The organism is Floccifex sp. (assembly GCF_051873555.1).
In the GTDB taxonomy this organism is placed as follows: Bacteria; Bacillota_I; Bacilli_A; order Erysipelotrichales; family Erysipelotrichaceae; genus Floccifex.
In genome coordinates, this window is sequence record NZ_JBJEEY010000005.1 from 1 (window position 1) to 23,552 (window position 23,552).

Annotated in this window: 26 protein-coding genes and 1 other annotated feature; of the genes, 22 read left to right on the forward strand and 4 right to left on the reverse strand. The window is 33.1% G+C overall.

Annotation, left to right across the window (positions count from 1 at the left end; all coding sequences use genetic code 11):
- Positions 1-256: 256 nt before the first annotated feature.
- Entirely contained in the window at positions 257-1,462 is a 1,206-nt protein-coding gene (ilvA, locus tag ACI32A_RS00310; protein ID WP_439753024.1) for a threonine ammonia-lyase, read from the reverse strand.
- Positions 1,463-1,522: 60 nt separating this feature from the next.
- On the opposite strand from ilvA, the gene ACI32A_RS00315 reads away from it, so the two are divergent.
- The 13 genes from ACI32A_RS00315 (at position 1,523) to ACI32A_RS00375 (ending at position 11,664) form a co-directional block, all read left to right on the forward strand.
- Entirely contained in the window at positions 1,523-2,677 is a 1,155-nt protein-coding gene (locus ACI32A_RS00315; RefSeq protein WP_439753025.1) for an ATP-binding protein, read from the forward strand.
- 2 nt (positions 2,678-2,679) lie between these two features.
- The gene (locus ACI32A_RS00320) at positions 2,680-3,363 is read left to right on the forward strand and encodes a FadR/GntR family transcriptional regulator (protein WP_439753026.1); all 684 of its coding nucleotides are present in this window, start codon (positions 2,680-2,682) and stop codon (positions 3,361-3,363) included.
- An 85-nt stretch (positions 3,364-3,448) separates the two neighbouring features.
- The gene (ilvC, locus tag ACI32A_RS00325; RefSeq protein ID WP_439753027.1) at positions 3,449-4,474 is read left to right on the forward strand and encodes a ketol-acid reductoisomerase; all 1,026 of its coding nucleotides are present in this window, start codon (positions 3,449-3,451) and stop codon (positions 4,472-4,474) included.
- A 52-nt stretch (positions 4,475-4,526) separates the two neighbouring features.
- Positions 4,527-5,804, forward strand: coding sequence for an SPFH domain-containing protein (locus ACI32A_RS00330; RefSeq protein ID WP_439753028.1), 1,278 nt, complete (start codon positions 4,527-4,529; stop codon positions 5,802-5,804).
- The gene (locus ACI32A_RS00335; RefSeq protein ID WP_439753029.1) at positions 5,804-5,980 is read left to right on the forward strand and encodes a hypothetical protein; all 177 of its coding nucleotides are present in this window, start codon (positions 5,804-5,806) and stop codon (positions 5,978-5,980) included. The genes ACI32A_RS00330 and ACI32A_RS00335 overlap by 1 nt, the downstream gene beginning before the upstream one ends.
- 95 nt (positions 5,981-6,075) lie before the next feature.
- Entirely contained in the window at positions 6,076-6,981 is a 906-nt protein-coding gene (locus ACI32A_RS00340) for a serine hydrolase (protein ID WP_439753030.1), read from the forward strand.
- Positions 6,982-7,855: 874 nt separating this feature from the next.
- Positions 7,856-8,215, forward strand: coding sequence for a helix-turn-helix domain-containing protein (locus ACI32A_RS00345; protein ID WP_439753031.1), 360 nt, complete (start codon positions 7,856-7,858; stop codon positions 8,213-8,215).
- The gene (locus tag ACI32A_RS00350) at positions 8,205-8,882 is read left to right on the forward strand and encodes an ImmA/IrrE family metallo-endopeptidase (protein ID WP_439753032.1); all 678 of its coding nucleotides are present in this window, start codon (positions 8,205-8,207) and stop codon (positions 8,880-8,882) included. Before ACI32A_RS00345 ends, ACI32A_RS00350 begins: the two co-directional genes overlap by 11 nt.
- A 193-nt stretch (positions 8,883-9,075) precedes the next feature.
- Positions 9,076-9,801 (forward strand): DUF4417 domain-containing protein, encoded by a 726-nt coding sequence (locus ACI32A_RS00355; RefSeq protein ID WP_439753033.1) that lies wholly within the window; start codon positions 9,076-9,078, stop codon positions 9,799-9,801.
- 4 nt (positions 9,802-9,805) lie between these two features.
- A complete protein-coding gene (locus ACI32A_RS00360) occupies positions 9,806-10,294 on the forward strand; it encodes a hypothetical protein (protein WP_439753034.1) in 489 nt (162 codons plus the stop codon).
- Entirely contained in the window at positions 10,288-10,641 is a 354-nt protein-coding gene (locus ACI32A_RS00365) for a hypothetical protein (protein WP_439753035.1), read from the forward strand. Before ACI32A_RS00360 ends, ACI32A_RS00365 begins: the two co-directional genes overlap by 7 nt.
- The gene (locus ACI32A_RS00370) at positions 10,619-10,813 is read left to right on the forward strand and encodes a hypothetical protein (protein ID WP_439753036.1); all 195 of its coding nucleotides are present in this window, start codon (positions 10,619-10,621) and stop codon (positions 10,811-10,813) included. The genes ACI32A_RS00365 and ACI32A_RS00370 overlap by 23 nt, the downstream gene beginning before the upstream one ends.
- A gap of 284 nt (positions 10,814-11,097) precedes the next feature.
- Entirely contained in the window at positions 11,098-11,664 is a 567-nt protein-coding gene (locus ACI32A_RS00375; protein WP_439753037.1) for a PBECR4 domain-containing protein, read from the forward strand.
- Between the two features lie 21 nt (positions 11,665-11,685).
- Here ACI32A_RS00375 and ilvD read toward each other — a convergent pair whose 3' ends face one another.
- Genes ilvD through ilvB form a run of 3 tightly spaced genes read right to left on the reverse strand, consistent with a single transcriptional unit; the run spans position 11,686 to position 15,548 of the window.
- Positions 11,686-13,353 (reverse strand): dihydroxy-acid dehydratase, encoded by a 1,668-nt coding sequence (ilvD, locus tag ACI32A_RS00380; protein ID WP_439753038.1) that lies wholly within the window; start codon positions 13,351-13,353, stop codon positions 11,686-11,688.
- Between the two features lie 12 nt (positions 13,354-13,365).
- Positions 13,366-13,875, reverse strand: a complete 510-nt coding sequence (ilvN, locus tag ACI32A_RS00385) for an acetolactate synthase small subunit (protein WP_439753039.1) — start codon at positions 13,873-13,875, stop codon at positions 13,366-13,368.
- Between the two features lie 8 nt (positions 13,876-13,883).
- On the reverse strand, positions 13,884-15,548 hold the full coding sequence (gene ilvB / locus ACI32A_RS00390) for a biosynthetic-type acetolactate synthase large subunit (RefSeq protein WP_439753040.1): 1,665 nt from the start codon (positions 15,546-15,548) through the stop codon (positions 13,884-13,886).
- A 128-nt stretch (positions 15,549-15,676) separates the two neighbouring features.
- Positions 15,677-15,878, forward strand: a binding site (T-box leader).
- A 106-nt stretch (positions 15,879-15,984) separates the two neighbouring features.
- On the opposite strand from ilvB, the gene ACI32A_RS00395 reads away from it, so the two are divergent.
- The 9 genes from ACI32A_RS00395 (at position 15,985) to ACI32A_RS00435 (ending at position 23,321) form a co-directional block, all read left to right on the forward strand.
- Positions 15,985-17,673: a 2-isopropylmalate synthase gene (locus tag ACI32A_RS00395; protein WP_439753041.1), complete on the forward strand. Its 1,689-nt coding sequence runs from the start codon at positions 15,985-15,987 to the stop codon at positions 17,671-17,673.
- Complete coding sequence (gene leuC, locus ACI32A_RS00400) at positions 17,664-18,941, forward strand: 3-isopropylmalate dehydratase large subunit (protein ID WP_439753042.1); 1,278 nt, start codon at positions 17,664-17,666, stop codon at positions 18,939-18,941. The genes ACI32A_RS00395 and leuC overlap by 10 nt, the downstream gene beginning before the upstream one ends.
- Positions 18,938-19,441, forward strand: a complete 504-nt coding sequence (gene leuD, locus ACI32A_RS00405; RefSeq protein ID WP_439753043.1) for a 3-isopropylmalate dehydratase small subunit — start codon at positions 18,938-18,940, stop codon at positions 19,439-19,441. The genes leuC and leuD overlap by 4 nt, the downstream gene beginning before the upstream one ends.
- Positions 19,434-20,516 (forward strand): 3-isopropylmalate dehydrogenase, encoded by a 1,083-nt coding sequence (gene leuB / locus ACI32A_RS00410; RefSeq protein WP_439753044.1) that lies wholly within the window; start codon positions 19,434-19,436, stop codon positions 20,514-20,516. The genes leuD and leuB overlap by 8 nt, the downstream gene beginning before the upstream one ends.
- Before the next feature lie 215 nt (positions 20,517-20,731).
- Positions 20,732-21,103, forward strand: coding sequence for a helix-turn-helix domain-containing protein (locus tag ACI32A_RS00415; RefSeq protein WP_439753045.1), 372 nt, complete (start codon positions 20,732-20,734; stop codon positions 21,101-21,103).
- Complete coding sequence (locus ACI32A_RS00420) at positions 21,104-21,673, forward strand: hypothetical protein (protein WP_439753046.1); 570 nt, start codon at positions 21,104-21,106, stop codon at positions 21,671-21,673. It abuts the gene before it with no gap.
- Between the two features lie 205 nt (positions 21,674-21,878).
- Positions 21,879-22,589, forward strand: coding sequence for a DUF4417 domain-containing protein (locus ACI32A_RS00425; RefSeq protein ID WP_439753047.1), 711 nt, complete (start codon positions 21,879-21,881; stop codon positions 22,587-22,589).
- A complete protein-coding gene (locus tag ACI32A_RS00430; protein ID WP_439753048.1) occupies positions 22,579-22,953 on the forward strand; it encodes a hypothetical protein in 375 nt (124 codons plus the stop codon). The genes ACI32A_RS00425 and ACI32A_RS00430 overlap by 11 nt, the downstream gene beginning before the upstream one ends.
- Entirely contained in the window at positions 22,950-23,321 is a 372-nt protein-coding gene (locus ACI32A_RS00435) for a hypothetical protein (RefSeq protein ID WP_439753049.1), read from the forward strand. Before ACI32A_RS00430 ends, ACI32A_RS00435 begins: the two co-directional genes overlap by 4 nt.
- The last annotated feature ends 231 nt before the right edge of the window (positions 23,322-23,552 follow it).

Here is a 23,552-nt window from a genome sequence, read left to right on the forward strand (position 1 = left end):
TGGTTTTGGACCAGGCAGAAATGCCGGTCTTGTGGAAAGATAGGAACGGTAGGGTGGTATCTAGGGTTCCTGTCTTTTTTTTTGTTCCTTTCTAAAACCATAATAAAAGAAAGATAAAAAATTGGAAACAAAAACCGGCAAAAACTGCCGGAAAAAATAACCTCAAGAAATATAAAAGGGTCAATCTTACCAGAAAAGAAAAAACCTCATGATTTTAAAGGTCGACTTTGACCTCATCTAGTTTTAAATATTCTTTTTAAACGCGTTCATGAACAATTTGAAATCCATGAGAAATCAAATCATTTTTAATAGTTTCAATATGATCATGGTTTCTGGTTTCGACTGTAATTTTTAGAAAACAAGATGTAATGGCCATTTCAGGGTCTCCATTATCATAGTCAATGGCTACAACATTTCCCCCGTTATCAGAAATAATTTTTGAAACACCATTTAATTGTCCTGGCTTATCTGTTAAAGCAATGGTAAAACTTGTTTTACGTCCAGACAATAATAAACCACGAGTCATAACACGATCAATAATATTAATGTCAATGTTTCCTCCAGATACAATGCAAACGACATTTTTGTTTTGAATTGGTAATTTATTAAACATAGCAGCCGCAACACTCACAGCGCCAGCGCCTTCTGCTACAATTCTTTGTTTTTCCATTAAAGTTAAAATAGCTGCGGCAATTTCATCTTCCGATACAGTTACAATGTCATCTACGTATTGTTTGACAATTTCAAAGGTGTTGATGCCTGGATGTTTTACTGCAATTCCATCGGCAAATGTATTCACATGTTCTAAGGCAATATTTTTTCCTTGTTTAAAGGATTCATACATACTAGCAGCATTGGCAGCTTGTACACCATAAATTTTGATGCTTGGTTTTAAGTTTTTGGCGGCAAAAGCGACTCCACTGATTAAGCCACCTCCTCCAATAGGAACCACAATGGCATCGACTTGATCCAATTGATCTAAAATTTCCAATCCAATTGTTCCTTGACCTGCGATGACGTCTTCATCATCATACGGATGAATAAAAGTCAAGTTCTTTTCCTGGCATTGACGCATGGCTTCTTCATAACTATCATCGTATACACCTTCCACTAAACATACATTGGCTCCATAGCTTTTTGTGGCTTCTACTTTTGATAGAGGAGAACTATCGGGCATACAGATGGTACAAGGAATACCAGCTTTTTGAGCAGATAAAGCTACGCCTTGCGCATGGTTTCCAGCTGAACTGGCTATAATACCTCTTTCTTTTTCTTCTGGTGTTAATTTACTGATTTTATAATAAGAACCTCGAATTTTAAAACTTCCTGTTAATTGCAAGTTTTCGGGCTTTAAAAATATATTGTTTTCACATTCGATATTCGTGACGGGAATGATATTTGTTTTATGTACAATTTTCTTTAAAACATTCTTCGCGTCATAGACTTTATCAATTGTTAACATGTTTCATCCTCCAATTAAAAAAACGTGATATAATTATAACACGACTTTGGAGGGATGAGCATGGATTTAATACAATTTCGAAGGGAAATTGAAACTCTTGTGATTTTTCATCATATTTTAGAAGATGAATTCATTCAAAAAGTAATGGAAACCATTGAAAATCCACAAAACTATTATTCATTGTGTTCTCTGATTTACAATAAAGGAGCCAATTTATCGGATATAGTCTATAAAATGGTCATGAACGATGAAAATATGTATGTATTAAAAAAAGCAGAAAAACAATGGATTCCAGATTTTATTGAAAAAGAAGTGAATCGAGAGTTAGTAATTCTACAAAATGTATGTGATCTTACAAGTGCAGATTTTCAACATGAAGATGTTATTTGGGAAAATACACACTATGAACTACAGAAAGAATATTTACAACGTATTTTGGATTTACCAAAAAAAGGCTATGGCATATTCGCAAAATATTATGTTTTTGGAATCGATTCCAATGGCCTGTATCCCATTCAACATCCAGATACACAAACTTTGTCTTCTATGACTGGCTATGAACAACAACGAAATTTGCTGATTAAAAATACATTGGCTTTGTTGCAGGGAATGAATGCCAACAATGCCTTATTGTATGGAGATGCCGGAACTGGAAAATCTTCTACGATTAAAGCCATTGTCAATGAATACCACAACCAGGGACTTCGATTAATTGAAGTGAAGAAAAAACAAATTGCCCTTCTTCCTTCGATTTTAGAAACACTGGCAAATAATCCATTAAAGTTTATTGTCTTCATTGACGATTTGAGTTTTTCAAGCAATGACGATGACTATATTGCTTTAAAAAATATTTTAGAAGGATCTACAACATCCAATAAAAGTAATGTCGTTATTTATGCTACAAGCAATCGACGTCATTTTATGAAAGAAAATTTTTCAGATCGAACTGGTGATGAACTTCATCGAAACGATACCATTCAAGAGACAATGTCTTTAGCAGCTCGCTTTGGTTTGACAATTACATTCCAAAAACCGGGATCAAATTTGTATTTGGAAATAGTGAAGCAATATGCCAAAGACTATGGATTGAATTTAGATGAAAAAGAATTAAAAGTGAAGGCAGAAGCGTTTGCGATTCGAAATAATGGAAGATCGGCTAGAACCGCAAAACAATTTGTTGAATTCGAAAAAATCAATCAAACGTTTATGGATTAGATATGGAAATAAAAAAAAGTTTGTCACAAGTCACTGCCGATCGATTAAAAGAAGACATATTAAAAGAAAAGAAATATCGCCCGGGTCAAAAATTACCCAATGAAAATAGTTTAGCCAATGAATATGGAATTTCCAGAAGTACATTAAGAGAAGCTATTCGTATTCTGGTTTCCCAGGGAATTTTAGAAGTACAAAGAGGAAATGGAACTTTTGTATTGGATCAGTTAAATCAAGTTGCGACAAGTTCTTTTTCCACTAAGGATATGAAAGTCACGTTAAAAGATTTATATGAAACACGTTTGATTTTTGAACCAGAAGCTGCTGCATTGGCTTGTAAAAGAGCAACGGATGAAGAAATTCAGGAAATCTTAGAATTGGGTCAAATTTGTCAGAAAGCAATTTTAAAAAATCCAACGAGTAAAGAAAGAGTGGCTAGTGAAACAGCATTTCATGGAGCCATTATTCAAGCGTGTCACAATGAGTTTCTAAAGCAGTTTATGCCAATATTAAATGAAACCATTGAAAAGACATTTGATTTAAAAATCAATTTAGATGTCATTGCTGAAGATGCCTATAAAGATCATATATTGATCATGAATTTTTTAGAAAAAAGAGATGCACTGGCTTTAAAAAGTGCTGTTACAATTCATTTGCATCATGCAGCATGGACAGAAGAATTATTTTGATTTAAGCATTGACAAGTTTAAATTTCTCATTTATACTTGTCATACAAGTTAAGAATTAGTTGTAGGACAACTAGGAGGAAATAAAATGGCAGAAGCTCGTATTTTTTATGAAAATGATTGTAATCTTGGAAATTTAGATGGAAAAACAATCGCAATTATTGGATATGGATCACAAGGACATGCACATGCTTTAAACTTAAAAGAATCAGGATGTCATGTAATTGTTGGTTTATATGAAGGTTCTAAGTCTTGGGCAAAAGCAGAAAAACAAGGATTAGAAGTTTATACAGCTGCACAAGCGGCTAAAAAAGCCGATATCATCATGATTTTGATCAATGATGAAAAACAAGCTGATATGTATAAAAAAGACATTGAACCAAACTTGGAAGAAGGAAACATGTTAATGTTTGCACATGGTTTCAATATTCATTTTGGATGTATCGTACCACCAAAGAATGTAGACGTTGCTATGATTGCGCCAAAAGCACCTGGACATACAGTTCGTTCTGAATACCAGGAAGGAAAAGGAACACCTTGTTTAGTTGCGGTTGAACAAGATGCAACTGGTAAAGCATGGGATATCGCATTGGCTTATGGAGCTGGAATCGGTGGAGCTCGTGCTGGTTTATTGGAAACAACTTTCCGTACAGAAACTGAAACAGACTTATTTGGTGAACAAGCTGTATTATGTGGTGGAGTTTGTGCATTAATGCAAGCTGGATTTGAAACATTAGTTGAAGCTGGATACGATCCAAGAAATGCTTACTTTGAATGTGTACATGAAATGAAATTAATTGTAGATTTAATTTATCAATCTGGTTTTGCTGGAATGAGATATTCTATTTCAAATACAGCTGAATATGGTGATTATATTACTGGACCAAAGATTATTACTGCTGAAACAAAGAAAACAATGAAGAAAATCTTATCCGATATCCAAGATGGATCATTCGCAAAAGAATTCTTATTGGATATGTCAGATGCAGGTCGTCAAGTTCATTTCAAGGCTATGCGTAAATTGGCTGCAGAACATCCAAGTGAAAAAGTTGGAGCTGAAATTCGTAAATTGTATAGCTGGAACAATGAAGACAGCAAATTAATTAATAACTAATGGACATCTTAGATGTCCTTTTTTATAATGAAATAAAACAGGAGGTTGTTTTATGGGATTATTAAAAGTCACAAAAAATGCAGTGGGATCTGTATTTGCAGATGCCTGGAAAGAATATTTTTATTGTGATTCTTTGTCAAGTCATGTTTTAGTTTCCAGAGGTTTTAAAAGAAAATCCAATAATAATAAAGGAAACGACAACATTATTACAGATGGTTCTATTGTAGCTGTTGCTGATGGACAATGCATGATTATTGTAGATCAAGGAAAAATTGTAGAAGTTTGTAGTGAACCAGGAGAATATACATATGATATTTCATCAGAACCTAGTTTATTTACATCCAATTTAGAATCTGCTATTCAACAAACATTTGATTCCATTGGAAAACGAATTACTTTTGGAGCAGATACTGGAAAAGATCAAAGAATTTATTTTATCAATACCAAAGAAAATATGGACAATAAATTTGGGACCAGTAATCCAATTCCATTTCGAATTGTAGATACAAATATTGGACTGGATACTGATGTTTCTGTTCGCTGTTCAGGAATTTATTCCTATCGAATCAGCAATCCTTTATTATTTTATACAAATGTATGTGGAAATATAAAGGATCAATTCACTCGAGATCAAATTGATAAACAATTAAAAACAGAATTTATCAGTGCTCTCCAACCTGCTTTTGCCAAAATATCACAAACAGGCGTACGCCCAAGCGAATTACCAGCCCATGTAGAAGAATTATCAAAAGCCATGAATGAGGCATTGACTTCGAAGTGGTCAAGTTTAAGAGGAATATCCATTGTATCGATTGCCATGAATCCGATTACGTTATCGGATCAAGATGCGCAATGGATCAAACAAGCCCAAAGAAGTGCCATGTTAAAAGATCCAACAATGGCTGCTGCTACTTTAGTAGAAGCCCAAGCTGATGCGATGAAAACAGCAGCGGGAAATAGTAATGGAGCGTTTACTGGTTTTATGGGCATGAATATGGCTAGCCAGCAAGGAATCAATGTACAAAGTCTATATCAAAGTCCAAAACCAGAAAAACAAGCCAATGAATGGACTTGTTCATGTGGCGCAAAATCCACTGGAAATTTCTGCTCACAGTGTGGTGCACCAAAACCAGTTTCTATTGGATGGACATGTCCAAATTGTAAAACAATTAATAAAGGGAAGTTCTGTATGGAATGTGGAACAAAGAAACCAGCCAATGAACCATTGTATCGTTGTGATAAATGCGGATGGGAGCCAGAAGATCCAAAGAATCCACCTAAATTCTGTCCACAGTGTGGAGATCCTTTTGATGAAAATGACATTGTATAATGGAAAAGAATCTTAAAAAATTAAGTATTATTTGTTTTATAGCAGGTACTTTATGTTTTATAATTGCACTAATTCTCTCAACAAATAGTTCTATTCCATATCTACTGGCTATGATGTTATGGATTGCTTCAATTATCCTGATTCGCATTCAAATGGAAATTAAGAAAAAAGAATAGTCTCCATAGTTTAATATGGAGATTTATTTCATTTATAGTGTTAAATAAAACAAAACCATATGAAATTCAAACAAAAATATGATAAGTTAAATACTATGAAGAAAGTTACCATTGTTTTAGTATTTATTTTGATATTATTAATTGGAATCGAATCTTTTTTTTCATATCAATTTATTACCTATCAACCCGATAAAAAAGAAGAAAAAGAAATTCTTGTAGAAGATATAGAATTAGAAAAAGAAATCATTAAAGATACAAGAAATGAAGAATTAAAAGAAAGAATTGAAATATATTTAAATGAGAATCAAGTTCCTCTAGATGGAATATCCATTTTTGTTTCTTCTGCAGATAATAAAGTTACTTATTCATTAAATGAAGATGAATACTTTATTGCTGCTAGTTTATATAAACTGCCATTGGCTATGATTTATTATGAAAAAGTCTATAACAAGGAAATAAATTTAGAAGATACATTGACATATGAATGGACTGAATACGAACAAGGAGGACCGATTGGAGATAGTTATTTAGTGGGTTCACAAATTCCTTTAAGTGAATTGTTGCGTTGTGTGATTTTATATTCCGATAATACAGCGGGTCATATTTTATATGAAAACTTAGGTGGTTGGAGTGAATATAAAAAATGTATTGAAAAATATAGTCCAGACTCTGATTTTGATGACATGTATTATTCTATTGAAAATGTCACAAAAGCTAGTTTTATGAACGATGTTTTAACGTATTTATATGAGCATCAAGAAATGTTTCAAGATTTATTAAAGAATATGAAAGAGTCTATGCCCAATCGCTATTTGGATCAATCCCTTCAAATGAATTTTGCACAAAAATATGGATACAACAATCCATATTCCAATGCAGCAGGCCTTTATTTAGATGAAAACAAAGGCTATCGAATTACTATATTAACGTCTTTATCGGGGTATGGAGAAAAAATTATAGGTGATATCAATCAGATTTGTTTTGAATTCTTAGTCCAATAAAATGTTGTGAATCAAATTAAAAATTGGTAGAATTAAGATGAAGGTAGAAATACCAAGGTGGGCAGGCACCTAAACTTGCATAATATGTTTAAAAGAGATGCCGATTTGCATCTTTTTTTTTGTAAAACGTAATTAGTAAATTGGAAGGTTTTTTAAAATAAAGGACTTTTCATTATATTTAAGAGATGTAAAAAGTATATTTCGTGTAATCTTAACATTCCAAAGTATATCCTTAAATATCTCTAATTAATTCTCTGAATTTGTAATATGTTTATATTTGCACTGATACATAAATGAAGTCAAGTAATTCTGAGCGTATTTTGTTTTGGCTCTCCTATATTGATAAAAAAATTTTATATTTCTGTGCAGTCCATTTACATTATCTAATATATACCCTTCAGTTTCTTTCATATATTAAATTTGCTTATTTATGATAGCTTCAATGGTTTGATAACTAGTAAAATTACATGCTCTACAAATCCATCCATCATATATTCCAATAAGTACAAAATAATAATGTGATAGAACAGGTAAGAAAATCATTTTGATACAATCACCTAGTTGGTTATCAAATTCTTTTAGTTAATTTAAAAGGATAACATAAAAATTATAAATATATTTTTTGGTGTTGGCATAAGTTCGATAAATGAGCTTTTGCAGCACTAAAGTTCTTTTCAAAGATTTTCGTTTATGCAACAAAACGTATAGATATGTTTCAAAATAAAAGTGTCAATTCATCAAAACGTTAAGTTATTAATGTGATTTTATAATGCACATCAACAAATATTTTATTTATTTGACAGAGATTGAAAGAAGGTTTAATATAAAAGTACAATAAAATTGTATAATACAAAATAAAAGGTGGAGGATATTTATGTCAAATGTTGTTTTTCAAAAAAGAATTAGGGAATTAAGGATGAAGAAGAATTGGACTATGGATCAATTAGCTTCGCAATTAGGAATTTCAAAGAGTAGAGTGAGTATGTGGGAAAACAATGGGACAGTTCCCAGAAAAGAAGTGCTTTTTGGATTGGCTAAACTTTACAATGTTTCAATTGATTATTTATTAGGAAATGATCAATTAGAGGGGATAAAACCCGAAAATAAAAAATTGAGTTATCTGCAGAGAAATTTAGGAAAACTAAATGAAGAAGAATTACAACAAGCGGAAGGAATGTTAAAAGCTGTTTTTAGAGATATTTTTGAGGACGAGGATGAAGATGATGGAATTTAGAAAACCAAATTTTAAAAAGGCGAATTTTATAGCAAATGAAATATTAGTGAAAACTCGTGTTATTAATGATTTTCCGTTCGAAATAAAAAAGTTAGTTAAAGAACAGTCGGATATTGTTTTATGTTCTTTTAAAAAGGCATCAGTAAAATACGGAATAAATATTGAGTCTTTTGGTAGTGAATCAGCTGTATGGCAAGAAATGGATGGAATGAATATTATTTTTTACAATCAGAATGAAGCTGTATATAGAATTCGATTTTCCATTGCGCATGAATTTGCGCACTATTTACTAAATCATGAAACAAATTTAGATAAGGAGTCTGAATTGTATAGAGTTCAAGAAGTTGAAGCAAATGCATTGGCAGCGCAATTGCTTATGCCCTACCAATTATTGGATGAATGCATAAGGAGAGGTAAAGTGATTACAGAATCATTTATTGCAAGTATGTTTGGCACTTCTCCTGATGCTTCTTCAAAAAGAAAGAGAACAATGCAGGCTATTTCTAATTTTAGATGGCGGAATCTTTCAGATTATGATGATATTATTCTTTTTAGATATGGTAATAAAGTCAATCAATATGTTCCAAAGACAATGAAGTATTATGATTTTGATGATGAATATGAGATGCAAAAAGAACGTGAAAGTTGGCAATTATACCGAAACTGAAAGGAGGTGGTTCTTATGTGGGTAAAAAATAAAACGCATATGTAAGTTTAGGGCAAAGTTACATATACGCTCTATGTTGAAGATGTTAAATCTTCTTGTTTGGTCGCTTGAATAATAACATTTTTAACATAGGAAATCAATTTAAGAATGCTCTTTTTGCTATTCCGCATTAAATGCGAAGAGGAGTTATATATTGACAAAAAAAGATTATTATTCAAAATTAAAAGTATTAAATAAGCCAATTGATGATGTATTTGGTGCGTTTTTGTTGGATGGTGCAGAATATGACACAAAATGTGGTTATGATATACCATTTATTAATGTACCAAATAATGTGATATTACCAGAAAAAATGATTTCATACCAGAAATGTAGCGAAATTGATATAACTCAAAGAAAAAACTATTTTGTTCATTTTTATCAAAAAGATTATACATTTGATGGAAAGAACGGGATTTGGAATTCTCTAATCGAGAATAGAAATTGCAAAAAAGGTTTTAATTTGAAGAAACTTGATGGATATGGTGCAATAATCTGTCCGGATTTCTCAACTTATGGAGATATGCCACGTGTTATGCAAATATGGAATGTATTTAGAAGTCGTACTGTGGGATATTTCCTATCTTCAATAGGATACATTGTAATACCAAATGTGAGATGGACAGATAAAAAAAGTTATACCTATAGTTTTGCAGGAATACGAAAGAATAGTGTAGTGGCAATTGGGACTTTAGGGTGTTTAAGAAGTAAGGCAGATAAAGAACTATTTCTTCCGGGTTTAGAAGAGTTGATTATTCGAATTAAACCAAAAGTCATTATATTTTATGGAATTGTAAATTACGAAATGAAATGTATATTGGATGAATATGATCAGCAATATATTTGTTTTTCATCTCAGATTTCTGAAGCAATGGAGTAACAACATGGGAATGAAAGCAAATAGCGGTTTTTTCAGGGGAACTAGTGGAAACCCCATAGCAGGTGATGCAAGTTTCATGGAAACAAAAGATTTATTTCTTAAAAATATAAGAAATAGAAAAGATGTTGATCCAAATGGAAAATTTGATTTAATTGCTCACGGGACTTCAAAAACAATAGAAGTTGAACATAATGGAAATAAAGTTCAGATTAATTCCAGAACGGCTGCCAAATTAATAAGGAGATTACCCGGATACAAGAAAGGGCAACCAATTAGATTGTTATCTTGTAGTACCGGTTCAAAGACAAAAGGATTTGCGCAGGATTTAGCCAATAAATTGAATGTAAAAGTATATGCTCCAAGTGACATACTATGGGCATATCCATCTGGAAAAATTGTAGTTGCGCCAAGAAATAAAACAGGAGATGGACCTGATTTATCAAAAAAAGGTAGATTTATTGAATTTAAACCAGGAGGTAATAAGAAATGTTAAAATGTCCTAAATGTGGAGCAAAATTAATAGAGAAACAATATGGTTCTTCCTTAGAAATAAAGTGTACGAAATGTGATTATAGTGTAGTAGCAACTAATATAAGTCTGATTCATGAAGATGAAACGATTTACGATATATACTTATTGAATGGTAATATAATCAATCAAAAAGTCATAATGCTTGTAAAGAATATTTTTAACATTAGCTCTAACGAAGCGTTAAAGCTAGTAAAAAGTGGGAAAGATATAAAATTGTATTCAGGTAATGCAGTAGAAGTAAAATCGTTAAAAGAAAAATTAAATAATCTGAACTTAAAATTTAAAATTGTTCCAGATCATAATTGGTAAATTTGGTTTTGCACAAAAATATGGATACAACAATCCATATTCCAATGCAGCAGGCCTTTATTTAGATGAAAACAAAGGCTATCGAATTACTATATTAACGTCTTTATCGGGGTATGGAGAAAAAATTATAGGTGATATCAATCAGATTTGTTTTGAATTCTTAGTCCAATAAAATGTTGTGAATCAAATTAAAAATTGGTAGAATTAAGATGAAGGTAGAAATACCAAGGTGGGCAGGCACCTAAAAAAGTTGAAGACATTGAGAAGTCGATAAAATATCTCTATCCTGGTATACATATACCGGCTGACAACCAGCAGAAATGTTGTAGACATTGAGAAGTCGATAAAATATCTCTATCCTGGTATACATATACCGGCTGACAACCAGCAGAAAACTTGCATAATATGTTTAAAAGAGATGCCGATTTGCATCTCTTTATCATTAAAAGGAGAAATATGAGTCATTATAAGATAAGTGAAAAAGAAAAATGTCGTTTACGAGAAGCGGCAATTCTTGGTGCTCGATTTTATAAAGATTATTTAATGGATAAAAAATTTATTGTCATAACAGATGATTATCAAATTCATGAAATAGTTTTTTATAAAAAAGATTTTCTACATTTAACAGGTCTTAAAACGAATATAAAAAAATCAGAAACTTTTTTAGATCTATGCATAAATGGAAAAATTTCAACAGGAAATATTTTGACAAATCAAAGACATAATAAAAACACATTAAAAAACAAATCCAAAATTTTATTAAAATTAGATAAATTTCTTCACACTGACACTTCTACAAACCTCTATCTATACGAATTAAAAACCTCTTCTTATACTTTTCCATCTGCTATAAAAAACGATAAAGAAAATTGTACAATAGCTTTTAAAGATGATGATTTACATGCTAGGAGTTTACGCAAGGCAATAAATTCAAACAATTTCTTGGAAAGTCATTTAATTTTAGCTGTTCTTGAAAAAAAGAACTCTTCTTTAAAAACGATTTATCAAAGATATGTAAAATAAAAAAGAGATGACAAGCATCTCTTATTTTAAAATTGCACCTTTATCGGCTCCTTGAACCAGTCTTTGATAACGAGACAACCATCCTGTTTTAAATTGCGATTCAAATTCAGGTTGTTGTGCACGGCGTTGTTCAAATTCTTCATCGGATACATGTGCATGGATTGAATAATTTGGAATATCAATGGTAATCAAGTCACCTTCTTTGATCAATCCAATGTTTCCACCAGCTGCGGCTTCAGGAGCTACGTGACCAATAGAAGCGCCACGACTTGCACCGGAGAAGCGTCCATCTGTAATTAAAGCAACGGATTTATCTAATTTCATTCCAGCTAATGCAGATGTAGGATTCAACATTTCACGCATTCCTGGACCTCCTTTAGGTCCTTCATATGTAATGACTACAACATCTCCTGGTTGAATGCCACCAGCATAGATACAGGCAATAGCTTCTTCTTCACTTGTAAAGACTCTAGCTGGACCTGTATGTGTCATCATGCTTGGATCCACTGCACTTCGTTTAACAACGCATCCTTGTTGGGCGATGTTTCCAAATAAAATCGCAATTCCTCCTGTAGAAGAGTAAGGATTTTCAACGGGGCGAATTGTTTTTGGATCTTTATTGTAGGCAAATTCAATATTTTCTTTAATTGTTTTTCCATTTGCTGTAATCAAAGACGTATCAATTAATCCTAATTTATCCAATTCATGATAAACTGCCTGTAAACCACCCGCTGCATTTAAGTCATGCATATGTGTAGGACCAGCAGGCGCTAAATGACAAAGATTTGGTGTTTTTTCTGAGAATTCATTGAATGTACTCAATTGTAATGGACAACCCGCTTCATTGGAAATGGCTAACAAATGAAGTACAGAATTCGAAGAACATCCTAAAGCCATGTCACAAGTTAAAGCATTGCGAATGGATTTTTCATTGATAATATCTTTGATACAAATATTTTTTTCTACTAAATTCATAATTGCCATACCAGCGTGTTTCGCTAATTGTAAACGATTGGCATGAACAGCTGGAATCGTTCCATTTCCAGGAAGTGCAATTCCTAAAGCTTCACATAAACAATTCATAGAATTGGCTGTATACATACCAGAACAACTTCCACATCCTGGACACGTTTGTTCTTCGAATTCCTGTAATTTCGCATCGTCAATTAAATTGGCTTTACGCGCTCCCACGGCTTCAAACATCTTAGATAAAGATGTATCGACTCCATCAACACATCCAGACATCATAGGTCCTCCTGAACAAACAACGGTTGGAAGATTTAAACGAAGAGCTCCCATAACCATTCCAGGAACGATTTTATCGCAGTTAGGAATTAATACCAATCCATCAAAGGCATGGGCCTGGGCCATGGTTTCAACAGAATCGGCAATTAATTCACGAGATGGTAAAGAATATTTCATTCCAATATGTCCCATCGCAATTCCATCACAAACACCAATGGCAGGAACCATAATAGGTGTTCCACCAGCCATTCGAATGCCTGCTTTAACAGCTTCTTCAATTTTATCTAAATGAAAATGACCTGGAACAATATCACTGTGGGCACTGACAACCCCAATTAAAGGGCGATCCAATTCTTCTTTTGTATATCCCATTGCATAGAATAAAGAACGCATTGGTGCTTTTTCTACCCCTTCGGTAACAGCCACACTTTTTAATTTTTTCATATATCCTCCTTTTTAATCGATACTGGAAACATCTGTGATGCCAGCATCTCTGGAAATACCTGTAACACCTGTACGACAAACTTCGACAATTTCATAACAGCTTAACATGTTTAAGAATCCATCGAGTTTTTCAGTGGCTCCTGTTAATTCAATAATCATACAAGTCTTTGATAAAGAAATGATTCGACCACGATAAATGTCAACAATTTCTTTGATTAAAGAACGATTGGTTTTGTCACAGGCAACTTTAACTAACAATAATTCACGGAACAAACTATTGTCTTTTTCTAATAAGAAAATATCTTTAACAACTTCTAATTTACGTGTTTGCGTTAAAATTTGCGCTAAACTTTGTTCATTTCCATTAAATACAACCGTAATACGACTGATTTTTGGATCATTGGTTGTAGAAACCGTTAATGAATCAATATTAAATCCACGGCGACCAAATAAAGAAGCCACTCGCGTTAATACATTTGCTTGGTTTTCCACAAAAATACTAATAACTTCTCGTCTTTTCATAAGGCCTCCTATTTAATAATCATATCCGATACGGTTCCACCATTTGGAATCATTGGCAATACTTTTTCTTCTTTCAGAATATTGCAGGCAATCCAAACAGGACCATTGATTGTAAGTGCTTTCTGGAAAGCTTCCTTAAATTCTTCAATCGTATTGACTTCAAAACCAGTGGCACCAAAACCTTCAGCTAGTTTTGGATAATTGGTTTTACGACCAGGTGTTGTATTGGAATAGCGTTTACCATAGAATGCAGTTTGCCATTGATAAACCATTCCCAGGACTTTGTTGTCAAAAATAATGGTAATAATAGGTAATTCATTGGAAACAGCTGTACAACATTCATTTAAATTCATATGGAAAGAACCATCTCCTGTAAAATGAATGACACGTTTTTCTGGACAACCAAATTGCGCACCAATTGCGGCTCCATATCCATATCCCATGGTACCCAATCCACCACTTGTTAAGAAGTTTTCACTTTTAATGTGATGCACATATTGAGCCGCCCACATCTGATGTTGACCAACATCTGTTACATAGACTGTTTCTTTGTCTGTTAATTTACATGTTTCTTCAATAATATCACGAGGACGAAGCTTAGCATTGGCTAAGTCCTGATCCACCCATTTATGAGCTTTATGACATTCTTCAATCCATTCTGTGTGTTTTGTTTTTTCAACCAAAGGAAGTAAAGACATTAAGACTTCTTTGATATCGCCAATAATTTGATAATTAATTAAAACATTTTTATTGATTTCAGATTCATCAATATCAATTTGTATTATGCCAGCATTTTTGGCAAATTTTCTTGGATTTAAAGCCACTCGATCACTAAAACGAGTACCAAGTGCAATTACCAAGTCTGCATTATCAATGGCAATATTTGCTTGCATGGAACCATGCATTCCAATTAAACCTAAATTTTTTGGATTATCATAGCGAATAGCTCCTGCACCCATTAATGTATAAGTTGCCGGGCAATCGTATTTTTCAATAAATTGATTTAATTCTTTTTGTGCATGAGAAGCACATACACCTCCACCATAATAAATGACTGGGCGTTTAGCTTCTTTTAACAATTGTGCAATTTCCTGTAATTGAACATCTGGAACAAATGGATTTTTGTTTAACTGTAAAGGCTTTTGTTTTGTGTACTCATATAGATTTTTTGGATCCGTCACATCTTTTGTGATATCAATTAAAACAGGACCCTTTCTTCCTTCATTCGCAATTCGGAATGCATTGCGAATCGCATCTGCTAAATCTTCAATTTTGTTGACAAAATAATTATGTTTAGTAATTGGTAAAGTCACACCAGTAATGCTGACTTCCTGAAAAGCATCTCGACCAATCGCATTACTTCCAACGTTGCAAGTAATCGCAATTAAAGGGATGCTATCTAACATAGCTGTCGCAATACCAGTTACGAGATTGGTAGCTCCTGGGCCGCTGGTCGCAAAGACAACACCTGTCTTTCCTGTAGCACGAGCATATCCATCGGCAGCGTGAGAAGCACCTTGTTCATGTGCGGTTAACACATGATGAATTTTATCTTGGTATTTGTATAATTCGTCATAGACATTCAGGGCGGCTCCTCCTGGATAACCGAAAACGGTGTCGACTCCATGTTCCAATAATACTTCCATTATGATTTGAGAACCACTTAGTTTCATATTATTCACTCCCATTCTACGTACTTTTTAGTATAATATATTTAAGCCAAAAATTGTAGAGATTTTTGATTTTTCTGAAAATTTTCTGAAAATAAATTGAAAATGATTTTTAAAATGTTATACTTATATCACTAGCAACGATTTGGAGTAGTAATAGAAGGAAGAATGATAGAGAGTGAATGGATGGTGGAAATTCACATTGCGAATTCTATGAACTTGCCAAGGAGCCAATCGATAAGCGATTCGTAATACAGGCGTTAACTTTTGAAAGAGGGCTCATTTATGACAAATGAGAACTAAGGTGGTACCGCGTATTTTTACGTCCTTAGAAATAAGGACGTTTTTTTTTGGTTAGGAGTTGATGACATGGACTTAACGGACTTATGTAAAATATTTCAAATAGGAAAAAAATATAAATAAGAAGGAGAAAAAAACTATGATGAACTACAAAAAATACCACAGAGGATATTACATGCCTCCTGAAGAGTCTTTGGAATGGACAAAAAAAGAATATATTGACCATGCTCCAATCTGGTGCAGCGTTGATATGCGAGATGGAAACCAGGCATTAGTTACACCGATGAATTTAGAAGAAAAACTACAATTCTGGAAAGTATTAATTGAAGTTGGATTTAAAGAAATTGAAGTCGGATTTCCAGCTGCTTCAGAAACTGAACACGAATTTTTACGTACATTGATTGAAAATAATATGATACCAGACGATGTTACTGTTCAAGTATTGACACAGGCACGGCCACATATCATTCAAAAAACATTTGATTCATTGAAGGGATGTAAAAATGCCATTGTGCATTTCTATAACTCTACTTCTTTTGCTCAGCGTCAACAAGTCTTTAAAAAATCAAAAGAAGAAATCATGAAAATTGCGACCGATGGTGCAAAATTAGTTAAAAAACTAACGGAAGAAAGTGGACAAGACTATCGTTTTGAATATTCTCCTGAAAGTTTTACGGGAACGGAAGTGGATTATGCTTTAGAAGTTGTCAATGCCGTTATTGATATTATTGATCCAACACCAGAAAAGAAATTAATTATTAATTTACCAGTTACAGTGGAAATGTCTCTTCCACATGTTTATGCCTCACAAATTGAATATATGTCTAAACGCATGCATAAACGAGACTGTATTGTATTGTCTTTGCACCCACACAATGATAGAGGAACCGGGGTAGCTGATACGGAATTGGCTTTATTAGCTGGTGCTGATCGAGTGGAAGGAACATTGTTTGGAAATGGAGAAAGAACAGGAAATGTAGACATTGTTACATTGGCAATGAATATGTATACACATGGAATTGATCCACATCTACATTTTGATGATATGCCACATATCGTAGATGTTTATGAACGTGTAACACGTATGAATGTATATGAAAGACAACCATATGCTGGAAAACTTGTCTTTGCGGCTTTCTCTGGATCGCATCAAGATGCCATTGCCAAGGGAATGAAATTCAGAGAAGACAATCATAGTGATGACTGGACGGTTCCATATCTTCCAATTGATCCTACTGATGTAGGGCGCGTATATGAAGCCGATGTCATTCGTATTAATTCACAAAGTGGAAAAGGTGGAATTGCGTATATTATGCAACACAACTATGGATTTGAACTTCCGCCTGTCTTTAGAGAACAGTTCTCATATTATATTAAAGACATTTCCGATCATCAGCACAAAGAATTAAAGCCAGAAGAAATTTTTGAAATCTTTGAACGAGATTTCCTGAATTTGAATGCACCAATTCAGTTAAATGACTATCACTTTATTCGCTTAAATAATAATGGCTATCAAGCAACTTTGAGCATTGTCTTTAAAGGCGAAGAAATGGACATTGTGGGAAGAGGAAACGGACGATTAGATGCCGTAGCGAATGCGATGCGAAAATATTGTCACTTGACATTTGATATCAAAGACTATCGTGAAAGCTCATTGAATCAGGGATCCAATTCAAAAGCCGTATCCTATATTCAATTAAAAGACTGCATTCACGAAGACCGCTTTGGTGTGGGGGTGGATGATGACATCATCGCATCAAGTATTCGTGCACTATTCAGTGCTTTGAATCGTGCCATTATTCATAAGGAGGACGCAACATGTCAATGACAATGACACAAAAAATCCTAGCAGCGCATGCTGGATTAGAATCCGTAAAAGCCGGAGATTTAATTGAAGCGAATTTAGATTTGGTTATGGCCAATGATATTACTGGACCCATGGCTTTACCAATTTTCTATCAAATGGCTGACCAAGTCTTTGATCAAGATAAAGTGGTTTTAGTACCTGATCACTTTACGCCAAATAAAGACATTAAAAGTGCAGAAAACTCAAAAGCCATTCGCGAATTCTCTTTTAATCAGAAACTATGTAATCATATGGAACAAGGAAAATGTGGTGTAGAACACGCTATTTTACCAGAAAAAGGATTGGTTGTTGCGGGAATGTCTGTAATTGGAGCCGATAGTCATACATGTACATATGGAGCTTTAGGTGCTTTTTCAACAGGTGTAGGAACAACCGATATTGCTCGTGGAATGGCTACGGGACAATGCTGGTTTAAAGTACCAAGTGCCATTCAATTCAAATTAACAGGTACATTAAATCCCTATGTAAGTGGAAAAGACGTTATTTTATATATTATTCATAAAATCGGAGTCGATGGAGCTTTATATCGTTCTATGGAATTTACAGGCGATGGAATTCAGTCTTTATCTATGGATGATCGCTTTACAATCTGTAACATGGCCATTGAAGCAGGGGCAAAAAATGGAATATTCCCAGTCGATGAACAAACCATTGCTTATATGAAAGAACATTCCATGAAAGAATATACAATTTATCAAGCCGATGAAGATGCTGAATATGAACAAGTCATTGAAATTCATTTAAATGATATTCGACCAATGGTTGCTTTCCCACATTTACCAGGAAATGGACATACCATTGATGAAATCGAAAACGAAGAACCAATTTATATTGACCAAGTCGTGATTGGATCATGTACAAATGGACGTATGTCGGACTTAAGAAAAGCGGCTGCTATTTTAAAAGGAAAAAAAGTACATGAAAGAGTCCGTGTTATGGTAGTACCAGCAACACAAAAAATCTTTATGCAATGCATTCAAGAAGGATTGCTGGAAATATTTGTAGAAGCAGGATGTGCAGTCAATACACCTAGTTGTGGGCCTTGTATGGGAGGACATATGGGTGTTATGGCAAAGGGAGAAAAATGTGTTTCCACTACAAATCGCAATTTTGTGGGAAGAATGGGCGATACACAGTCTTTGATTTATTTGGCTTCTCCTGAAACTGCGGCTGCCAGCGCGATTGCTGGATATATTGCCAATCCAGAAAAATTTGGAGGTTGTCTATGAAAGCAAAAGGAACAGTTTTAAAATATGGAGATAACGTTGATACAGATGTTATTATTCCAGCTCGTTATTTAAATTCATTTGATGCCAAAGAACTAGCCAGTCACGCGATGGTGGATATCGATCCTACTTTTGTACAACGCGTAAAACCAGGCGATATTATGGTGGCTGGAAAAAATTTTGGATGTGGATCCTCACGTGAACACGCACCTCTTTGTTTAAAAACAGCTGGTGTTTCTTGTGTCATTGCCAAAAGTTTTGCTCGTATTTTCTATCGAAATGCCATCAATATTGGGTTTGCGATTTTAGAATGTGAACAAGCTGCTCAAGATATTGAAGAAGGCAATCAAGTCGAAATTGATTTTGATTCCGGAATTATTACCAATATCACAAAAAATCGACAATATCAAGCTACTCCATTTCCGCCTTTCTTACAAAAAATGATTGCAGAAAATGGATTGGTTAACTATGTCAATCATCAAAAGGAGAATGACAATGCATAAAAAAATTGGAGTAATCTGGGGAGATTGTTCTTCTGTTGAAATTGTTGAACAAGCATTAAAGATATTAAAAACCATTGAAAAAAAATACAACCATGACTTTGAATATATAGACATTGCCATGGGAGGACAAGCCATTGATTTATATGATGACCCACTTCCTAAACATGAATTAGATAAATGCTTAGCTTGTGATAGTGTGTTATTAGGTGCCATTGGTGGACCAAAATGGGAAGGACTTCCAGGTGAAAAACGACCAGAAAAAGGACTTCTTCGTTTGCGTGCAGGTATGGGATTGTATTCCAACAATCGTCCTGCTAAAATATGGCCACAATTAGCCGATGCTTCTCCATTAAAAAAAGAAATTGTAGATCAAGGAATTGACTTTATTATTGTTCGTGAATTAATTGGTGGTGTTTATTTTGGTCAACATGAAACACATGAAGAAAATGGGGAATTAGTGGCAATAGATTCTATGCCATATTCGGAACATGAAATACGACGAATTGGAAAAATTGGTTTTGAAACAGCCATGAAACGAAATAAAAAATTATGCATGGTGGACAAAGCCAATGTTCTAGAAACATCTCGATTATGGCGAAAAGTCATGAATGAATTAAAAGAAGAATATCCAGAAGTAGAATATTCACAAATGTTTGTAGATAACTGTGCGATGCAGATTTGTAAAAATCCAAGCCAATTCGATGTCATTGTCACAGAAAATATGTTTGGAGATATTTTATCCGATGAAGCCAGTGAAATTACAGGAAGCATTGGAATGATTCCGTCTTCTTCATTAGGGGAAGGAACAAGAGGTTTATATGAACCTATTCATGGCTCTGCACCAGATATTGCCGGAAAAGATATTGTCAATCCCATTGCTTGTATCTTAAGTGCAGCTATGATGCTTCAATATAGTTTTGATTTAATAGATGAAGCTAAAGACATTGAACAAGCAGTAAATGCAGTATTGGATCAAGGCTATCGTACACAAGATATGATGTCAGAGAATATGAAATTAGTGGGTTGTAAACAAATGGGACAACTCATTGTGAATGAAATTTTAAAGAGTATATAATTCTAAAAAAGATTGCGCTAATCATTGTGATATAAATAGTGCAATTTTTTGTTTATTATAGTTTTGTGAAAAACAATCATTATTTAATAAACAAACAGAGTTAATGACATTTTTAAGATACATATAATTAAAGAAATTAACCAAATACAGATTAAATATTTTACTTGATAATAGGTTCTGTCAGTGATAACATGTTGTCAAAGGAGGAATTAATTATGAGTTATACTAGTTTTGGTGAATTTATGCGTGTATTACGTGTAAAAAATCATGAAGTTATGGGAGATGTCGCAAGAATGTTGGGAGTTACAGTACCATTTTTATCTGCGGTTGAAAATGGAAAAAAGAATGTCCCTATTGAATGGATTGATAAAATTGTTGAATATTACAACTTAGATGATGATATGAAAAAGGAATTAATTGAGGTAATTGATGAATCAAAAACGCAATATAAGCTTATCACAAAAAATTCAAGTCTTAATCAAAGAAAAGTAGCTTTTCAATTTGCAAGATCTTTTGATGGTATGGATGATGAAACAGCAATTAGAATTATGAATTTGTTAAAAAATAAGAAAGAAGGAAGTGATTAGATGGATTATAAAACAAAACCATTAACAAGAGACAAAATAAGAATGTTAGCACCATATTTTAGAGAATTATTCGATGTACCTCTCACAGGCCCGTTTCCTGTATTAGAAGCATTAGAAAAATTGCCAGATGTTTTTGAAAATTCAAATTATGAAGTTGTTGAGGATGACGAATTAGATCCAAAAGTTATGGCACAATGCTCACCAAATGACAATGGAGGATTTACGATAAAAATTAAAGAATCTATTTACGAAGGAGCATATGAAAATGGTACAGGAGCTTTTTTAGGATTTATAAATCATGAAATTTGTCATGTATTTTTGTTTGAAATTGGGTTTAAACCAATTTATGAAAGATCATTTGAAAACAATATTATTCCCGCTTATAAAAGTGTTGAATGGCAGGCTAAAGCTTTAGATGGTGAAGTAATGATTCCATATGATGAATGTAAAAATATGCCTGATTATGAAATAGAAGAAAAATATCATGTATCTAAATCATTTGTTAAATATTTTAAAAAACATATTGTGAAAGGAAGTGATGCTTATGAGGGTAAAGAAAAAACACATTAATAAACTATTGGTAGTAGTTCAGAAATGTGTTTCATCAATCCAAATATGTTTATATAAGGACTTAAGACATCTAAAAGATAACATATTTAGATTTAGGTGGTCAATAGAGAAAAAAACTCAGTATTTGATCACAAAATATATAAAGTCGCAATTTTGCGTAGAAAGGTTTCAAATATGTTAAAGCTTAATAAGGTGGAGGAATACTATGAATAAAGGACTTACAGAATATGATACATTTAAAGTAGTTCGTCCACTATTCGATGAATTTATTTTGGATGAATTTGATATGCCAGTTATGCATAAAGTAGAGGAATCAAGTTTAAATTTTTCAAATATTAATCCAACAAATTTACAAAATTTGAAAAAAGGAAAAAATAATAATAAGTTAGTTTTTCCTTTTAACTATGACAAAGTTTTAAAAAGATATTGGGATGATCCATTAAAATATATTCCATTATTTCAAACTGTTATGGGAATTGGAACACCAGATTTTAGCATTTATGAAAATATGAATTCTAATCAGATTAGAACTAATGTATACCAAAACCGTTGGCTTGGATGTACTTGGCAACATTACGGAGTTAATGCTATTCCAACAATTGGATGGGCTTTGGCAAACACATATGATATATGCTTTAGTGGGACAGAAAAAAATGGTGTTGTCATGATATCTACTGTCGGATGTCAAAGCAAAAAAGATGTGTTTATGAGGGGATTTTATGAAATGAAAAGAAGAATAAATCCGTCGCTAATAATAGTATATGGAGATATGCTTCCTGGAATGACAGGAAAATTTATTAATTTTAAATATGATGAATGTTTTAATGATAATGTTAAGTCCAAAATTCAACAAATTAAATTGTTTGAATTATCGCCAATTTTCGAAATAACGGAGGATTATATATATGGGTTCTAGAGGTGCATTTGTTAATGTAAATGCCAAAAACTTTGATTTTGTTGATGGTGGTGAAACTTATCATTCTATTGGTGAAGTTGATGGCATTAAAGTTTTAGTAAGAGATAAAGGTTCTGTAAAAGCTCCTGATTATTCTCATTCTCAAAATAGTGCATATGCAGTAATTCAAAATGGAGCGTTGAAACATTTGTCTTGGTATGATGAAGATCACAAGCAAAGAGTGTGTATCGATTTTCTTCATTCCCATAAAGGATTTCAACCACATAAACACTTGTATTTAGATCACTCTGATTTAGGAATACCAATCACGAAAAAAGAATTAGAATTAGCAAATAAAATTCGAAGGAGATTTAACGTAAAATGAGAATTAACGAATATAATTGTTTAGACGAATTTGTTGATGAATACAACAAAGGTGTAGAAATGCCATGGCAAAATTCGGATGGAAAAAGAAGATACATGGGAATTGAATTTACTTACAAAGGTGTTTACTATCGAATGTGCAGAGAACCTGGAGAAGATGATGAAATGCCTAAATTATCAAATGGAAAAATTGGTCGATATGATGTGATGATATGTCACTGGGCTATGCCTGATTATAAAGACGACAATTTTATACTTATTGGCTGGTATTCAGATTTAAATGATGTTTTAGAAAACTGTATTATAGATGGTAGAAAATTTAAAGATGTAATCATGGATGATTTCACTAAAATTGAAGGAAAAGATTAATTATAAAGTCAAAGAGTTGTTATGAGAAACCCAATTCATTGAACAAGCAGTAAATGCAGTATTAGATCAAGGCTATCGTACACAAGATATGATGTCAGAGAATATGAAATTAGTGGGTTGTAAACAAATGGGACAAAACTCATTGTGAATGAAATTGAAAAAGGATAGAATGGCTCTCAATGTCATTAAGTTAAGAATAACAACATTTAGGGGGTAACAAAAAAATGTACC

Excerpts from the sequence above, each read along its gene's own strand:
- ilvA (WP_439753024.1), bottom strand. The coding sequence starts at position 1,462 with ATGTTAACAATTGATAAAGTCTATGACGCGAAGAATGTTTTAAAGAAA.
- ACI32A_RS00435 (WP_439753049.1), top strand. The coding sequence starts at position 22,950 with ATGAGAATTAACGAATATAATTGTTTAGACGAATTTGTTGATGAATAC.
- ACI32A_RS00360 (WP_439753034.1), top strand. The coding sequence starts at position 9,806 with ATGGGAATGAAAGCAAATAGCGGTTTTTTCAGGGGAACTAGTGGAAAC.
- ACI32A_RS00375 (WP_439753037.1), top strand. The coding sequence starts at position 11,098 with ATGAGTCATTATAAGATAAGTGAAAAAGAAAAATGTCGTTTACGAGAA.
- ACI32A_RS00315 (WP_439753025.1), top strand. The coding sequence starts at position 1,523 with ATGGATTTAATACAATTTCGAAGGGAAATTGAAACTCTTGTGATTTTT.
- ilvN (WP_439753039.1), bottom strand. The coding sequence starts at position 13,875 with ATGAAAAGACGAGAAGTTATTAGTATTTTTGTGGAAAACCAAGCAAAT.
- ACI32A_RS00415 (WP_439753045.1), top strand. The coding sequence starts at position 20,732 with ATGAGTTATACTAGTTTTGGTGAATTTATGCGTGTATTACGTGTAAAA.
- ACI32A_RS00430 (WP_439753048.1), top strand. The coding sequence starts at position 22,579 with ATGGGTTCTAGAGGTGCATTTGTTAATGTAAATGCCAAAAACTTTGAT.
- ACI32A_RS00365 (WP_439753035.1), top strand. The coding sequence starts at position 10,288 with ATGTTAAAATGTCCTAAATGTGGAGCAAAATTAATAGAGAAACAATAT.
- leuC (WP_439753042.1), top strand. The coding sequence starts at position 17,664 with ATGTCAATGACAATGACACAAAAAATCCTAGCAGCGCATGCTGGATTA.
- ilvD (WP_439753038.1), bottom strand. The coding sequence starts at position 13,353 with ATGAAAAAATTAAAAAGTGTGGCTGTTACCGAAGGGGTAGAAAAAGCA.
- ilvC (WP_439753027.1), top strand. The coding sequence starts at position 3,449 with ATGGCAGAAGCTCGTATTTTTTATGAAAATGATTGTAATCTTGGAAAT.
- ilvB (WP_439753040.1), bottom strand. The coding sequence starts at position 15,548 with ATGAAACTAAGTGGTTCTCAAATCATAATGGAAGTATTATTGGAACAT.
- leuB (WP_439753044.1), top strand. The coding sequence starts at position 19,434 with ATGCATAAAAAAATTGGAGTAATCTGGGGAGATTGTTCTTCTGTTGAA.
- ACI32A_RS00345 (WP_439753031.1), top strand. The coding sequence starts at position 7,856 with ATGTCAAATGTTGTTTTTCAAAAAAGAATTAGGGAATTAAGGATGAAG.
- ACI32A_RS00420 (WP_439753046.1), top strand. The coding sequence starts at position 21,104 with ATGGATTATAAAACAAAACCATTAACAAGAGACAAAATAAGAATGTTA.
- ACI32A_RS00425 (WP_439753047.1), top strand. The coding sequence starts at position 21,879 with ATGAATAAAGGACTTACAGAATATGATACATTTAAAGTAGTTCGTCCA.
- ACI32A_RS00330 (WP_439753028.1), top strand. The coding sequence starts at position 4,527 with ATGGGATTATTAAAAGTCACAAAAAATGCAGTGGGATCTGTATTTGCA.
- leuD (WP_439753043.1), top strand. The coding sequence starts at position 18,938 with ATGAAAGCAAAAGGAACAGTTTTAAAATATGGAGATAACGTTGATACA.
- ACI32A_RS00320 (WP_439753026.1), top strand. The coding sequence starts at position 2,680 with ATGGAAATAAAAAAAAGTTTGTCACAAGTCACTGCCGATCGATTAAAA.
- ACI32A_RS00350 (WP_439753032.1), top strand. The coding sequence starts at position 8,205 with ATGGAATTTAGAAAACCAAATTTTAAAAAGGCGAATTTTATAGCAAAT.
- ACI32A_RS00340 (WP_439753030.1), top strand. The coding sequence starts at position 6,076 with ATGAAGAAAGTTACCATTGTTTTAGTATTTATTTTGATATTATTAATT.
- ACI32A_RS00395 (WP_439753041.1), top strand. The coding sequence starts at position 15,985 with ATGATGAACTACAAAAAATACCACAGAGGATATTACATGCCTCCTGAA.
- ACI32A_RS00335 (WP_439753029.1), top strand. The coding sequence starts at position 5,804 with ATGGAAAAGAATCTTAAAAAATTAAGTATTATTTGTTTTATAGCAGGT.